15 protein-coding genes and 1 pseudogene are annotated in these 14073 nt (G+C 48.4%); 14 read left to right on the forward strand and 2 right to left on the reverse strand.

The genetic code is table 11. From position 1 onward, the window contains the following. Nucleotides 1-102: 102 nt before the first annotated feature. Both FIU99_RS25955 and vapB read left to right on the forward strand, forming a co-directional pair. Entirely contained in the window at nt 103-1014 is a 912-nt protein-coding gene (locus FIU99_RS25955; RefSeq protein WP_040122417.1) for a LysR family transcriptional regulator, read from the forward strand. Between the two features lie 283 nt (nt 1015-1297). Next, complete coding sequence (gene vapB, locus FIU99_RS25960) at nt 1298-1531, forward strand: type II toxin-antitoxin system VapB family antitoxin (protein ID WP_039951375.1); 234 nt, start codon at nt 1298-1300, stop codon at nt 1529-1531. Between the two features lie 33 nt (nt 1532-1564). Here vapB and FIU99_RS27710 read toward each other — a convergent pair whose 3' ends face one another. After that, nucleotides 1565-1699, reverse strand: a complete 135-nt coding sequence (locus tag FIU99_RS27710; protein ID WP_285897114.1) for a hypothetical protein — start codon at nt 1697-1699, stop codon at nt 1565-1567. A 569-nt stretch (nt 1700-2268) separates the two neighbouring features. Between FIU99_RS27710 and FIU99_RS25965 the strand changes: the two genes are divergently transcribed. Both FIU99_RS25965 and FIU99_RS25970 read left to right on the forward strand, forming a co-directional pair. Further along, on the forward strand, nt 2269-2607 hold the full coding sequence (locus tag FIU99_RS25965; RefSeq protein ID WP_040122415.1) for a type II toxin-antitoxin system RelE/ParE family toxin: 339 nt from the start codon (nt 2269-2271) through the stop codon (nt 2605-2607). Nucleotide 2608: 1 nt separating this feature from the next. Further along, on the forward strand, nt 2609-2923 hold the full coding sequence (locus FIU99_RS25970; protein ID WP_040122414.1) for a helix-turn-helix domain-containing protein: 315 nt from the start codon (nt 2609-2611) through the stop codon (nt 2921-2923). 256 nt (nt 2924-3179) lie between these two features. Here FIU99_RS25970 and FIU99_RS25975 read toward each other — a convergent pair whose 3' ends face one another. Further along, nucleotides 3180-3728 (reverse strand): TetR/AcrR family transcriptional regulator, encoded by a 549-nt coding sequence (locus FIU99_RS25975; protein ID WP_040122413.1) that lies wholly within the window; start codon nt 3726-3728, stop codon nt 3180-3182. Nucleotides 3729-3932: 204 nt separating this feature from the next. On the opposite strand from FIU99_RS25975, the gene FIU99_RS25980 reads away from it, so the two are divergent. The 10 genes and pseudogenes from FIU99_RS25980 to pcaF all read left to right on the forward strand — a co-directional run bounded on the left by FIU99_RS25980 (nt 3933) and on the right by pcaF (nt 13934). Further along, nucleotides 3933-4550 carry a hypothetical protein gene (locus tag FIU99_RS25980; protein WP_152472775.1) on the forward strand — a complete coding sequence of 206 codons (618 nt, stop codon included), beginning with the start codon at nt 3933-3935 and terminating at the stop codon, nt 4548-4550. A gap of 26 nt (nt 4551-4576) precedes the next feature. Further along, a complete protein-coding gene (locus FIU99_RS25985; RefSeq protein WP_152472931.1) occupies nt 4577-5449 on the forward strand; it encodes an SDR family oxidoreductase in 873 nt (290 codons plus the stop codon). 121 nt (nt 5450-5570) lie between these two features. After that, a pseudogene (locus tag FIU99_RS27620) lies at nt 5571-5811 on the forward strand (transcriptional regulator). A 270-nt stretch (nt 5812-6081) separates the two neighbouring features. Then, a complete protein-coding gene (locus FIU99_RS25995) occupies nt 6082-7428 on the forward strand; it encodes a DUF234 domain-containing protein (protein ID WP_152472777.1) in 1347 nt (448 codons plus the stop codon). Between the two features lie 464 nt (nt 7429-7892). Next, on the forward strand, nt 7893-8867 hold the full coding sequence (locus tag FIU99_RS26000; protein WP_152472779.1) for a zinc-binding alcohol dehydrogenase family protein: 975 nt from the start codon (nt 7893-7895) through the stop codon (nt 8865-8867). A gap of 255 nt (nt 8868-9122) precedes the next feature. Then, the gene (locus FIU99_RS26005; RefSeq protein WP_006958523.1) at nt 9123-10058 is read left to right on the forward strand and encodes a bile acid:sodium symporter family protein; all 936 of its coding nucleotides are present in this window, start codon (nt 9123-9125) and stop codon (nt 10056-10058) included. A 154-nt stretch (nt 10059-10212) separates the two neighbouring features. Further along, nucleotides 10213-10785: a MepB family protein gene (locus FIU99_RS26010; protein WP_235284549.1), complete on the forward strand. Its 573-nt coding sequence runs from the start codon at nt 10213-10215 to the stop codon at nt 10783-10785. 387 nt (nt 10786-11172) lie between these two features. Beyond that, a complete protein-coding gene (locus tag FIU99_RS26015) occupies nt 11173-12036 on the forward strand; it encodes a 3-keto-5-aminohexanoate cleavage protein (protein ID WP_052126644.1) in 864 nt (287 codons plus the stop codon). 25 nt (nt 12037-12061) lie between these two features. After that, nucleotides 12062-12739: an alpha/beta hydrolase gene (locus tag FIU99_RS26020; RefSeq protein ID WP_043011670.1), complete on the forward strand. Its 678-nt coding sequence runs from the start codon at nt 12062-12064 to the stop codon at nt 12737-12739. Continuing rightward, nucleotides 12732-13934: a 3-oxoadipyl-CoA thiolase gene (gene pcaF, locus FIU99_RS26025; RefSeq protein ID WP_152472780.1), complete on the forward strand. Its 1203-nt coding sequence runs from the start codon at nt 12732-12734 to the stop codon at nt 13932-13934. The genes FIU99_RS26020 and pcaF overlap by 8 nt, the downstream gene beginning before the upstream one ends. Nucleotides 13935-14073 lie beyond the last annotated feature (139 nt).

Here is a 14073-nt window from a genome sequence, read left to right on the forward strand (position 1 = left end):
TCCTTACCCTCCATTTATTTGGTTGCTTCAGAATACCAATTCGTATTAAATCTAATTAGATACCAAAAATGAACTTTATATGTTCCCAAAGAGAAACAATCTGTGGCCTTTCATAAACAGTTAGAAAACTTATACCTCTTTCATCTGGTCGCGTTGAGTGGCAGTTTTCAAGGGGCGGCGGACAAAGTCGGACTGCCACGCTCATCGGTCAGCAAACGCATTGCGAAGCTTGAGCAAACGCTGAACCTTCGCTTGCTTGAACGCAGCACGCGAAAGCTATCGTTAACACAAAGTGGCCATGAACTGCTCAAAAGCACCGAGCCGCTTCAACAGGTACTGCATCATACGGAAACGCTCAGCGAACAAGTTCATGCTCGGCCGCAGGGCAAAGTCCGCATTGGCTGCTCAACGCTGATGGCCCATCGCCTCTTGATCCCGCACATTCATGCGCTTAGCGATACCTATCCCGATATCTGCTTTGACTTCAATCTCACTGACGAAGTCGTTGATCTCATCGATAACCACGTTGATATTGCTATTCGTATTGGCCATTTACCGGACTCCTCGCTGCTGGCGCGACAGATTGGTGAAAAAACCTTTGGTTGGTATGCCAGTCCGGCGTATCTGGCTCAAAACGGCGCACCGGAGTCGCCGGAGTCACTGCTTCACCATCGCTGTCTGGTGTTTAAAAATAAGGCGGTGACGCTGGATAATTGGGTCTTTGTGCATCCCAGCGGTGGCGTCAATGCGATCAATGTCACCCCGGCGATGATCAGTGACGACGCGAGAGGCCTCGTTCAGCTAGCTACTTTAGGACAAGGGATCATCATGGTCGATCCTGCCTTCATCGACCAAGAACTACGCTCAAACGAGTTAGTCCCTGTTTTAACCGACTACACGCACCCAGATAAGCAGCCAATCCATTTGGTGTGTTTAGGCAAGAAGGGGCGTAGCCGCGCAGTCACCTGTGTATGGGAAGCGCTCAGTGAACATTTACTCATCGCTCCAAAGTAGAAAACGTGACTGCTCCAGCGAGCCATCTAAAGGAATAGAGCGCGTCGGCCTCCCAGCGGCATAAGTTGTGGTTGTATTCCAATTCTTTTCAGACCGGCATATCGGGATGATTATTCGCTAAAACCGTTGTGGTATAAGGAGTGATTAACTAATTTAGAGCACAATCGACACTTGAACGGTTATCGAACGTCAGTAAACCGGTTCATGGCCGACATTTCGCCGCGATACTCATTCATATACTTGGAGCGACCAATACAAACATATGCCTAACAGAGAGGGTGTTATGAGAACAGTTTCTATTTTTAGAAATGGCAAGAATCAAACGATACGCTTGCCAAAGGACTTTGAGTTTGACGGAGTTAACGAGCTCGAAATACACAAAGAGGGAGATGTGATTACTTTGCGTCCAGTTCGGCCCGATTGGCTTTCATTTGGTAACCAAGAAGAGGCTAATGATGACTTCATGGCAAACCGAGAAGATGGGATAACGGACGAGGGACGATTCAATTTTGATTAAGAAAATCAATAATTTTTAGATACGTATCTTTACTCATTCATTCTGCGTAAGCAACCTATTACGATACGACATAGACTTCAAAATGTGGTCGGTAAACAACATCGCGTCCACCTCACTACCAATAAATTCAGACAGAGTAACGACATTCGACTCGATAGCGTTCGCCATAATAGTCCACCTTAATGCTGTTGGCTCATGATCAGATTGTTCCATTTATGGATGTCGGAATGGAATATGACGATAATTCATGCTCGTAAAGAGCGGCCCTTGATGGGAGAAAGTCAGGGATTCGCGAGAGTGACTGTAATTGTTGTCGCCATGTTGGCGTTGGGTGTTCGATGGATAACATTCAGAGGAGAAATCAAGCGACATGTCGATTCATTTTATTCAAAGCGGTGGAGAAAAGGCCAAACCACTGTACGCTCGGAGCTAAGCATAACCTAGTCACAAATTTGTGACTAACTGACTCATTTTTTCCTCCCCTTTGGTTAAGTCCTTTACTGAAAAAACTTAATAACCAATTGATTTTATGTAACTTATCTTCTTTTATAGAAGTTCAACTCGTGCCCAATAGAATCACTACTGATTCCGACACTCTTGAACTGATAAACAATAAAGTTGATTCTGGGTATATCCGTTTTCTGTTGATTGTTCAGTGACTCCAACAATCACAACATAGGTTGAAATCTATATAGACCACAACCTATACTCCACCCAAGAAAGAGCAACTAATTACCATGTATGAAATAAAACCAAGGGAAATCTTCAAAGAATGGTTTTCTGGATTAGATGAAACGGACCAAATAGAGGTTCGCGCCTGTATCGACGTCCTAAGGGAATACGGACCCACTTTACGACGGCCTCGTGTTGGCAAGATAAACGGGTCTGCACATCCGAATATGAAAGAATTAGTTGTTCAAAGTCAGGGGAATCCAATAAGGATATTCTTTGTCTTTGACCCAAATCGAACGGGCATCCTTCTCTGTGGAGGGGATAAATCAAATCAGAAGCGGTTTTATAAAGAACAGATCAAGATCGCAGACAAGGAATACAGCGACCATTTGAAAGGAGAGTAACATGACGAGCAAAACTGGCACTTTAGCAGAATTAGATGCGCTTATGTCACCAGAAGCACTTACTAAGGCGAAGCACAGAGCAAAAGACATACTTCTTGGAATGCAACTGGCTCAACTTCGTGAAAGTCTAGGGCTAACGCAAAGTGATGTCGCGAAGATCATGGGGGTCACCCAACCCACTATTTCAAGCATGGAGTCGAACGGGCTTAACTTGAAGGTGGAAACGGTCGAGCGCTATATTGCTGCGTGTGGAGGGCATCACACGACGATTCAAGCGACTCTACCTGGTGGTGAACGCATCGAAATGGTGTTGTAACGGCCGCCCGATACTTCAATCCTGCTTCACTATGGCAATTAAATCACTGAAAGCGCAACTGGTACCGCCATCACCAGTGCTTTCAAACCGTTCGTTTATATATTCTTAAGCGACTATACGATAAACATACAGGCTCAACGTGGACGCGTTAAGTCGTGCTTGTTGATGCCAGTTAGAGAAAAAGCAGGATATCATTCTGAGCAAAAACACGTGACTCTTTTTGCTTTCTCTTTTCCAACGCCAAAAAGGATCTCATCTAGCTGCTCTCCCTCGTTGAAAGTTGGAGGATCCAAGACGCTATCTCTTCAACTTTAGTTTGGTTGCCATTTAGTAGTCGAGTCATTAAACCACCCAGTAGCAAAGCGTACGCTTGATTGGCATGCTCTCTCCCGACAATTTTACTTAGCTCGACGAGGAACTGATTGTCCGCCATTTTTAGCAGCTCATCATTGGCTATGTCTCGGCTGTCCCTATTTTTGACATAATCTAGAACCACCGTCATTTCGCCCTTAAAGCGGCTATCTAGGGTCTTGATCAACTGGACTATGGCTTGCTCCTTATCTTCAGGAAGGGGCGAAGTACTGTCTATGCCATAAAGTGAGTGTGGCTCTAGCACGAACTCAGTACAGGCGGTAAATAGCTCTTCTTTGCTGGAAAAGTAATGATAAAGCGCAGTTTTGGACACACCCAATGCGCCAGCAATGCCTCGCATGCCTAAACCGTTCAGGCCGTGTTCTGAAAAAATATCAACGGCTTTGGCGATAAGTTCGTTGCGATATGCTTCTCGATCCACGATTTTTGGCATGGTTTCCCCCTCTTTTGAAGTCCGCTTGGACTATATGCTGACACCTTTTAAAAGTCCACTGGTCGATAAAAATCAAACTTTATAGACCACATGGACTAAAAAAATTGACAAGACAAAATTTGAGCGGTTAACCTTATATAGACCAAATGGACTAAAAAAGATCTCATTGCTCGTCGGTAATGAATTCCACGCAAGGGGGACACCATGACAAACGATCAAATCACGTTAAAAGAGGCACCAATTAACTGGCAGTGCAAGGGGAAGTTTCGTTTCTCAACAGGCTATGGCGCGACGAAAGCAGAAAGTGCCATAGCCAATTATGCCGCATTCATTGCGCCAGTGCTCCTATACGTTTTGGTATGGAAAGAGTTGGATTGGAGTGGATCACAAATCGTTGTAGCCGCCATTTTGACCTTAGATATGATTGGTGGCGTTCTCACAAACTCACTCGGCTCTATGAAGCGGTATCTTCATGCCAATCAAAACTTAGATGTGAATTGGCTTGGGAGACTGGTCGGAAGCAAATTTCTCTTCCCGGCAATCCATTTTCAATTATTTTTGGTGCCGCTGTGTTTTGACATCGTATGGTCCTATGCTTTCTTTTGGTATGGCATGATGATGGTCTCCATTGTCATTGTTCATTTTACCCCTTTATACCTACAGCGCCCTGTCGCGTTGTTGATCGTCATGCTATCGATCATTGTTGCTCAGATAATCCCCTCTCCTGTGGGTCTTGAGTGGTTGGCGCCTATTTTCATGATTAAGCTCGTGCTCTCTCATGGCGTCAGAGAAGAGCCGTACCGCCCTACACTCACAGAGTAATTCGCCGTAATGGTAAGGAAAGCATGATGACAACATCGAATAAGGTTTTAGTTGTAGGGGCGACAGGCTACTTAGGCCTGTACATCGTTAAGCAATTACAGGAGCGCGGCCAGGACTTTGTTGCGCTGGCGCGCAACAAACAAAAGTTACTCGCGAACGGTGTCCATGACTCTCAGATTTTTGAGGCGCAAGTGACCGACCCTCAACAGCTTGAAGGGATTTGCGATGGTGTCGATGTGGTGATCTCTTGCTTGGGGATCACTCGTCAACAAGATGGTTTGAAGTACATGGATATCGATTACCAAGCTAACCTGAATATCTTACTTGAAGCAGAAAAATCAGGCGTCGAGAAATTTATTTATATTTCAGCGTTCAATGCGCCAACCTATTCCAATGTTCGCCTGCTGAGAGCCAAAGAAAGATTTGCTTCCCGCCTGCTCGACTCAGAACAGTTACAACCCTGCGTGATTCGACCCAACGGCTTCTTTTCAGATTTGGAAGCCATCTATCACATGGCCACCAAAGGCCGTGTTTATCAGTTTGGCGCGTCAGCAATGAAATTAAACCCCATTCACGGTGAAGATCTCGCGACATTTTGCCTTGAAGCTATCCCGTCGAATCAAAAAGAGCTCGACGTAGGGGGACCTGAAATACTCACCACGACTGAGATTGCACAATTGGCTTTTGAAGCGCAGTGTAAAAACGTGCGTATTGTCCGGCTGCCTGATTGTCTGAGGCGTGCCATTTTGCGTCTAATGAACCATCTACCTGAAAAATGGGGAGGCCCTGCGGAGTTTTTCTTAACGGTAATGGGCAAGGATTCTATCGCTCCCGTGTATGGCGAGCATAAAATTAGGGATCATTATGTCGCCTTGTTTACTGCGGTGAATAAACCATGACGATAAACAGCACCTTATGTTTGTTACAATAATAGCAATTTAGCCATCTTTTAGGGGTAAAATTGCTACCATAGTAGCAACTTCATTGACCTGTATGTGATCGCTTTATACCGCTTATGATTTGCAGTTGGAACTCAAAGCGTTCATCAAGTCCGCTCGGAAAAAAAAGACAAACTCCGTGTTCAGAAAATGGCCGACTTCTCTGGCGTGCCGTGTGCCACAATCAGAAAGTTTGAGTCAACGGGCAACCTCTCATTACGCCAGTTTCTCATGCTTTATGAGACCGTCGGTGATTTGAAAACGTGAAAGTCCTGACAACGTCGTCTGAGCCTGAAGTTACATCCATTGAACAGGTACTTTGATAAGCTTAACTCAGCCCTCATCCTTAAACACACACTTAGCGTAAGTAATGTTTCTTTCAATTTGATGAGGCGTATTTCGGTGCCCAATCAATCTATCGAGAGAGACAGGTCAAACCAAACAACGGGGTCAATAAAACCAACACCCCTTAGTGCCTAAAGACCCTTTCATGGTCTTTTCATTAGTGTAAAATTAGTTACTGTAATCATTTTTACAGTAACACCTTTATGCCCTATTTTATCGCTCATACATGAACGCTAAAGTAGACAGCCATGAAAAAATTGTATAACCGTCAGAGGGAGCTAAACGCTCTACAAACTGTTTCGGAGCAGATAGTCGATACAAAAGGCCAACTTAGCGTGATGGTTGGGAGAAGACGCGTCGGTAAAACCCGTCTTTTAAACGAAGCTTTTCACCAAGACAATACCCCATTTCTTTACCTTTTCATTAGTCGAAAGAGTGAAAGCGCCTTAGTGGCTGAATTCGCAGAAATCATCCATAGTGAGCTCGGTGTTAAGTTCTTCCAGCCCCAAACACTGCGAGATATCATTGAGTTCTTGTTGGATTATACCAAGCAAAAGCCGATGACAATCATTCTGGACGAGTTTCAAGATATCGACATCGTCAACCCTGCTCTCTTTTCCGACATTCAAAATTTATGGGATGCAAACAAGCGAGACTCGATGATGCACCTCGTATGCTGTGGCTCCCTCTACAGCATGATGACAAAGATTTTCAAAGGCAAAGATGAACCTCTGTTCAATCGCGATGACCGCTTCTTTAACATTCAGCCTTTGCAACCTTCTTATCTTGCCGAGGTCATGAAAGATCACGATCAATTTGATGCTGAAAACATGCTTCGATGGTGGTGTCTATCTGGCGGGATACCCAAATACCTTGAGTGGTTAACCCGCTTCTCTGCGGAGAGCGATGATCGCTTTGAGGCGGTCATCTCCGAATTTTCACCACTCATAAAAGAAGGAACGCATCGACTCGTTGAAGATTTTGGTTCAGAACATCGCATTTACTTCGATATTCTCGGTGCGATATCAAAAGGCAACACCAGCCGTGCGCGAATTGAAAACTTCTTAGATATGAGCGTTGGCGTTCATCTGGAAAAGCTGGATGAAGTGTTTGATGTGATAACCAAACTGCGTCCGATCAGCTCAAAAGAGAACTCGCGAGATATTCGATACGCCATTTCCGATCCCTTTCTAAACTTCTGGTTTCGATTCATTCATGCCAACAAAAGTGCTGTTGAGATGGAGAACTACGAATACATCCGAAGATACATTGAACGAGACTTCACCGTTTACTCCGGTCTGGAATTAGCGAGCCTATTCAAAGCTATCTTGGTTGAATCCAAGCAATTTGGAAAGATTGGTGGATACTGGGATGCCAAAGGCCACAATGAGATCGACATAGTGGCGATCAATGACTTAGATAAGACAATACTCATTGCCGAAGTAAAGAGGCAACAGAAGCGTTACAGTGAGGCCAAATTAATAGAGAAATCTCATCACCTTTTGAAAAAGTTAAATCTAAAGGGGTATGACATTGAATATCGTGGATTTTCATTGGATAACTTAGTTGAAACGATGAACGAATATCAAGCGTAATCAACATCTCTGTCTCCCTGTCACAATGATCCGATACCATCGCCGTGTTGTTGGTGGTTAACTTTCAGCCTTTTCGACAATGAGCCAATTTGCTACACGGGTATCAAGCAAGAAGCCCAGCATACTAGAGGGTGAATTATGGCTTAGTTAGCGCACACAATCGATGTACAATTTAGAGCCGAAAGTTGAACATCGATCCATACTGCAATAGCCCTCAGGTGGTTTGTTTACCTTGTTCACTCTTCCTTTCATCTCATCAGTACATCAACTGAGCAGGCACTTTGAGGTAACCAGTTACCATAGCGAACCTAGTTACCTTTTAGTCGCTAATTTCTTTCAGTCACTCGATTCAATACCATCACCACAGACCCTGAACATGACGGGAATAGGATCAAAGCGCTGCCGTTGGCGGGACCTAAGAACGCGCTCAACTCGCAGCCAAAACATGACAAAGGAGAAAGACAGTGAAGACGCTACAAGTCACCAAATTTGGAAATCCGGACGTGCTCGCCGTCAACCACATTGAAAAACCACGGATCAGTAATAATCAGTTGTTAATCAAAGTGATATATAGCGGCGTTAACTTAGCCGATACGTACATTCGCAAGGGCGCCTTCCCTGCGTTGCCCACGCCGCCTTTTACGTTAGGAATGGAAGGCTCAGGCATCATCGAGGAGATAGGGTCCAATGTCAGTGGCTATGAGCAGGGGCAACTCGTCGCCTTTTCAGCCAGTCAATCGTACGCTGAATACGTGGTTGTCGATACGACCAGTTCATTGGAGTGGGAAATTGCGGTCCCAGTCGCCCTGCCTCCTTTGACAGCCAGTAGCATTGGGATGTCAGCGCGAACGGCCATGCTCTTGACGCAGCGTTTGTCCAATACTTCCTGCCGCGTCCTCGTCCATGCCGCGGCAGGAAGTGTGGGCAGCGTTCTTGTTCAGCTGCTGAGCGCTCAAAACCATGACGTTATTGCGTTAGTGGGATCTGCGAGAAAGGAAGAGTATGTGCGGTCATTGGGCGCAGCTCAGGTGATAAACTATAAGCAGGACGATGTACAAGAGGTGATTAAAAACGCCTATCCCGATGGTTTAGACGCGATTTTCAATGCCACAGGCGGCCACTCTATTGCAAGAGATATCAACCTTCTCGCCAAAAATGGGCATTTGATTTGGTATGGGTTCGCTGAAAGCGATCACGCCCCCGATATAGAAACAGCGTTACAAAACGCCTTTATGAAGTCGATCAAGCTCGAACTGTTTAACGGAGGCATCCACAGCCAAGCAGAAAATATTTCCGCGATAAAATCCGTAGAGCGTTTGATCATAGACGGTAAGGTGGATATACCGATTCACAAGGTATACTCACTCGAAGAGGGCATCAAGGCTCATCAAGATCTCGAGAGTGGCGACACCATTGGCAAGCTCATTCTAAAACTGTAAGAGACAGACACCTCGAACTTCACACTAGCAGCCACGCTAGTTTCACACGCAGGGGGCGCTCCAGTTTCGCCCCATTTTGGTATTGGGGTAGAGGCTCGCGTTGTTGAACGGACCATGATTCATTTCGCACGATAAAACACGCCAAGACTATCATTCAATTGTGAATCATCCGATATCAATATGCCAATTAGCGCTTATTTAGCACACGCAATCGTGTACTATTGAGAGACGAAAATAGAACAGAATAAACAACTTATGCTTAGAGTTATAATCAATGCGTTTCCACTCTGGGTGGTATTGGGTTCCGTTGTCGCTTACCTGCAACCTGCGATATTTACACCACTCAAACCCCAAATCGTCCCTTTGTTGATGCTCATCATGTTGTCCATGGGCTTAACGCTAACACTCGATGATTTTAAACGTGTCACATCCAGTGTGAAGGCGGTAACAGCCGGGCTCATTCTTCAGTTCTCCGTCATGCCACTGAGTGCTCTGTTTGTTGCTCACGTCTTTGATATGGATATGGCGCTCACCATTGGTATGGTGTTGGTAGGCAGTGTCGCGGGAGGCACCGCCTCAAATGTGATCTGTTATCTGGCTAAGGGTAATGTCGCCTTATCCATCACCATGACCGCTTTTTCCACCTTGATAGGCGTGGTGATGACCCCGTTTTTAGTCGATGCCCTTCTGGGCGTGAACGTCGACGTCCCCGTTGGACCAATGGTGCTCAATCTGGTGAAAATCGTCATTATCCCGATCACCATTGGGATCGCCCTCAACCACTTCTTTCGTCGTCCAGTGACGGCTATAGCCCCTGTGTTGCCACTTGTCTCAATGCTCTCGATTGTCATGGCCATCGCCATTATCGTCGCCCTTAACCATGATAAGATTGCCATCGTCGGATTGGGGGTCGCGCTGGCGGTCATCTTGCACAATGCCATGGGGCTTGTTTTGGGTTACTGGGTTTGCAGAGCGCTCAAGTTTGACTATGTGACCTGTAAGACGATTGCCATCGAGGTTGGCTTACAAAATTCTGGATTGGCTACGGCATTGGCGCTCAAATTTTTCTCCCCCATCTCAGCACTGCCTGCGGCGCTCTTTTCTATCTGGCACAACTTGTCAGGTTCAATACTCGCGCATTATTGGTCACGAGATAAACGCAAGCGATCGCGCGATCTCTCCGTGTCATAGACACGCAAAAGGAGGTGAGGTCAATGCGTTGACCGTCACGTCACCAAACTGAGCGCCCCACTCACGCTTTTCGCGGGCGCTCTACCATTCACTTTGCCCGGCACGCCTTTGATCATGAATGTGCGCCACGGGCGTGTTTCAAGGGGAAATACTTTTGTCACAGAATTCGTATGTCCAGGCGTTGGATTGGTTTTTGCGTCACAACATCTTGGCGAATGGCTACACCTTAACCCGCCCCATCGCGTTAGACCCTTACCCTCAGAATAGTCAGTATGAAGCGCTCGCGTTCTCCATTGATGGCCAACAAATCCTGTATCGAAAGGGCCACGTTACGCCCGATAGGCCGGGGCATTTCCTCACCATCTGGAAGCGCTCTGCTGGGGAAGGTCCCGACTCGAAAAAGACGAGGCCTTTTGAGAAGCCGGATTTGGATTATCTGTTTGTGGAGGTCCATGATCACCAAACCTCCAAACAAGGGATGTTTATCTTTCCCTTAACGGTGCTGCTAAAGAAAGGGGTGGTCAGGTCAGAGAAAGCGAAAGGGAAAATGGCCTTGCGGGTCTTCCCTCCCTGGACTTCGAGTCGGGGTGAGGTGAAGTCTCAAGTGTTTTCTGAGTCGGCCAAGCGAACACAGCGTTGGCAATGTGAGTACTTTGTCTGGATGGAAAACAATGTGATCACCGATGTCGAAAAATTTGCCCATCTCTTTGGCGCGCCTTTAAACTAGGGTGCCAAGTGCCTTTCACTCAGGGTTGTTGGTGAGCGCCTAGGTATCACCGCGCTCGCTCCCTTGCCATACCTCAGGCCATCTATGAATGGCTCATCCAGAACAATCATATCCTCGACATTGGCCCTCGAATTATTGATGACCTTGTTGCCCTTCCAATTAACACGGACGTAAAAGGCTCGCTTGTGCCCGCTTCGTCGCTCATACACGGATTGTCTTCATTCTCCTCGTAACTTTTTGCGCTTCCCCTGCCTCAGGCGCTTCGAATCGCCGCGCCTTGCCGCTTTCATTCAATAAACCCTTCTGCGTCACCATTTTTTGGGGACATTACTTTAATTTTATACATTTATTATGAAGGTGATTGAATAATATAAACAATTGAAACCTATGGACAAATTAATTATCACCGCCGCCGTCAACGGCGGGATCACCCCAAGAAGTAAGCAACCGGCAATACCACACACACCGAAAGAGATTGCTGACGCCGTCATCCAGTGCAGCCAAGCTGGTGCAAGCGTCGCCCACATTCACGCTCGGGATGACGCTGGTCGGCCCTCCTATGACCAAGCTGTGTGGCGCGAGATCATAGAGCGAATCCGCGAACGTTCCGACATCCTTCTTAACCTCAGCACTTCGGGCCTAAACCTGCCAAAAAATAGCCCGGAAGAGGAGGCTTGGAACCACCTCGAGTACCGTCCAGAAATCGCCTCTTTCAACTGTGGCTCGGTCAATCACGGTGATAAGCCCTTCATCAACAGCCCCGCGCTCGCCAAAAAACTCGCGCAGGCACTTAAAGCCAATCAGGTCATGCCGGAGATTGAGATCTACCATTCCGGTGTCATTCACGAAGCCGTCACGCTCCAGCAACAAGGCTACCTTGGTGAAAGGCTGGTGTTTGCCTTTGCGATGGGCATTCACGGTGGGGTCCGCCCAACCTGCAAAGATCTGCTGCACCTGGTGGACAGTCTGCCCACCAACAGTTTGTGGTCAGCCATCGGCATCGGTCAGGCGCAATTGCCGCTCAACACTTACTCGATTTTACTCGGGGGGCATGTGCGCACCGGACTCGAGGACAACATCTATTACCGAAAAGGTGAGCTCGCCACCAGCAATGCCCAGTTAGTCGATCGTGTCGTCCGACTGTCTCATGAGCTGGGCAGAGACGTAGCCACCGTGAACGAAGCCAGAGCCCTGTTAGGCCTCAGCCGCTCCCAACCCCAAACCAACCCTATCGCAGCGGCGACAATATAACCCCTCAAGACAAGGAATAACGACTGTGTTACCTCTTCAAACTGACATTCACCCGTATACAATGTGCATAGAAGGCGCACCGCTGAGTGACGACAACCCTGTGGTGATCCTTTTACATGGTCGCCGACAAACCGCCGACGACATGGCGAGCTTGATTGACAAACTGGCTATCCCAGAGGCCACCTACTGCCTGCCAAGAGCCCCGGAAGCAACCTGGTATCCACGTGGATTCACTCGCGAGCTGGACGACAACCAACCCCAGTTGGATCAGGGGCTGAAAGTCATCGACCAGATCCTTCAAGCCCTCCTCTCACAAGGAGTCAACCGCCAGCGGATCTGGCTCATGGGCTTTTCTCAAGGTGGGTGTATGGCCGCGGAGTTTGTCCGACGCGCATTGCAACCACTGGGCGGTGTCATTGTGTTCACCGGCGGCCTGTTCGGTCCTCAGTGCCCAGTGGCCCCCGTTCAAAAGCCGGTGTTTGAAGGCATGCCTTTGTGGCTATCAGGGAGTCACACTGATACCTGGGTGCCGGCCAAGCGCATCACGCAAACGGCCGCCTACTTTGACCAACTCGGGGCACACGTCCATCTGGAGATTGCTGCCGAGCGCGCGCATCACGTGAGTCAATCGGAAATCGAACAGGCCAGAGCCTTGATCACCGCTTGCTACGCCCCTACACATGAGGAGGCCGCCCATGTCTAACGCCTACCTGTGTGACTTCGTCAGAACCCCCATTGGCCGATATGCTGGTGCCCTCTCTTCGATCCGAGCGGATGATCTGGCGGCGATTCCGTTAAAAGCTCTGACAGAGCGTCATACCACGGTCGATTGGCGTCGCGTCGACGATGTCATTTTAGGCTGTGCCAATCAAGCGGGCGAAGACAACCGCAACGTGGCACGGATGAGTTTGCTGCTCGCCGGACTGGATACTGACGTACCGGGCTCCACCGTCAACCGGCTGTGTGCCTCTGGCATGGAAGCCGTGTCCATTGCCGCTCGTACCATCAAAACGGGCGAAGCCAACCTGATCATTGCTGGAGGCGTCGAGTCGATGTCACGAGCGCCTTACGTGATGGGCAAACCCGACGCTCCGTTTGCTCGCAATACGGAACTCTATGACACCACTATGGGCTGGCGGTTTATCAACGCGAGTCTGGAGTCGCAATACGGGGCCTGTTCAATGCCTGAAACGGCAGAAAACCTAGCGGTCAAATTTGGTATCAGCCGACACGATCAGGATGTGTTTGCCCGCTGGAGCCAGACCAAATACGTGGCGGCGCAAGAGCGCGGCTTTTTCCGCCATGAAATCGTTCCAGTCGAGGTGGCGCGTCGGCGTCAGGACCCATTGGTGGTCGACACTGACGAACATCCTAGGCTATCAAGTCTCGAGACCTTGGCCAAATTGAAGCCCGTGGTACAGCCGCAAGGTACGGTCACAGCGGGCAACGCATCGGGCATTAACGACGGGGCAGCGGCACTCTTATTAGCATCAGAGTCGGCATTGGGCGATCACCAATTGGTGCCGAAAGCGCGCATCGTCGCGACAGCCTGCGCAGGCGTTGAGCCCAGCCTCATGGGGTTTGGTCCCACACCCGCGATAAAAAAGGTTCTGGAACTGACTCGACTGTCACTGGATCAGATGGACGTGATTGAGCTCAATGAAGCCTTCGCCTCTCAAGTGCTCTCCGTGGTCAACCACTTAGGCATTGTCCCCGACGACCCGCGCCTTAATCCCAATGGTGGCGCGATTGCGCTCGGGCACCCTCTAGGCATGAGTGGGGCCCGGGTGATCGGAACCGCGATGAATCAGTTGACCTTACAACAGGGAAGGTATGCCTTGTGTAGCCTGTGCGTTGGCGTTGGCCAAGGCATGGCCATGATCATCGAGCGCGTCTGACTCGTGCTCTTCTCCAGGCGGCGTCTTGCCTCGTAGCCTTTCGTCGCTGTTTTCCATTACCCATACTTAGGAGTCGCCGCAGTGGAATCGTCCTCTATTCCTTCCCCACAACTGGGGATCACCCAACGTCTTCGCCGTT

Source organism: Vibrio sp. THAF64 (genome assembly GCF_009363455.1).
Taxonomy (GTDB): Bacteria; Pseudomonadota; Gammaproteobacteria; order Enterobacterales; family Vibrionaceae; genus Vibrio; species Vibrio coralliilyticus.

Excerpts from the sequence above, each read along its gene's own strand:
- vapB (WP_039951375.1), top strand. The coding sequence starts at position 1,298 with ATGAGAACAGTTTCTATTTTTAGAAATGGCAAGAATCAAACGATACGC.
- pcaF (WP_152472780.1), top strand. The coding sequence starts at position 12,732 with ATGTCTAACGCCTACCTGTGTGACTTCGTCAGAACCCCCATTGGCCGA.
- FIU99_RS25995 (WP_152472777.1), top strand. The coding sequence starts at position 6,082 with ATGAAAAAATTGTATAACCGTCAGAGGGAGCTAAACGCTCTACAAACT.
- FIU99_RS25965 (WP_040122415.1), top strand. The coding sequence starts at position 2,269 with ATGTATGAAATAAAACCAAGGGAAATCTTCAAAGAATGGTTTTCTGGA.
- FIU99_RS27710 (WP_285897114.1), bottom strand. The coding sequence starts at position 1,699 with ATGGCGAACGCTATCGAGTCGAATGTCGTTACTCTGTCTGAATTTATT.
- FIU99_RS26005 (WP_006958523.1), top strand. The coding sequence starts at position 9,123 with ATGCTTAGAGTTATAATCAATGCGTTTCCACTCTGGGTGGTATTGGGT.
- FIU99_RS25985 (WP_152472931.1), top strand. The coding sequence starts at position 4,577 with ATGACAACATCGAATAAGGTTTTAGTTGTAGGGGCGACAGGCTACTTA.
- FIU99_RS25980 (WP_152472775.1), top strand. The coding sequence starts at position 3,933 with ATGACAAACGATCAAATCACGTTAAAAGAGGCACCAATTAACTGGCAG.
- FIU99_RS25975 (WP_040122413.1), bottom strand. The coding sequence starts at position 3,728 with ATGCCAAAAATCGTGGATCGAGAAGCATATCGCAACGAACTTATCGCC.
- FIU99_RS26015 (WP_052126644.1), top strand. The coding sequence starts at position 11,173 with ATGGACAAATTAATTATCACCGCCGCCGTCAACGGCGGGATCACCCCA.
- FIU99_RS25970 (WP_040122414.1), top strand. The coding sequence starts at position 2,609 with ATGACGAGCAAAACTGGCACTTTAGCAGAATTAGATGCGCTTATGTCA.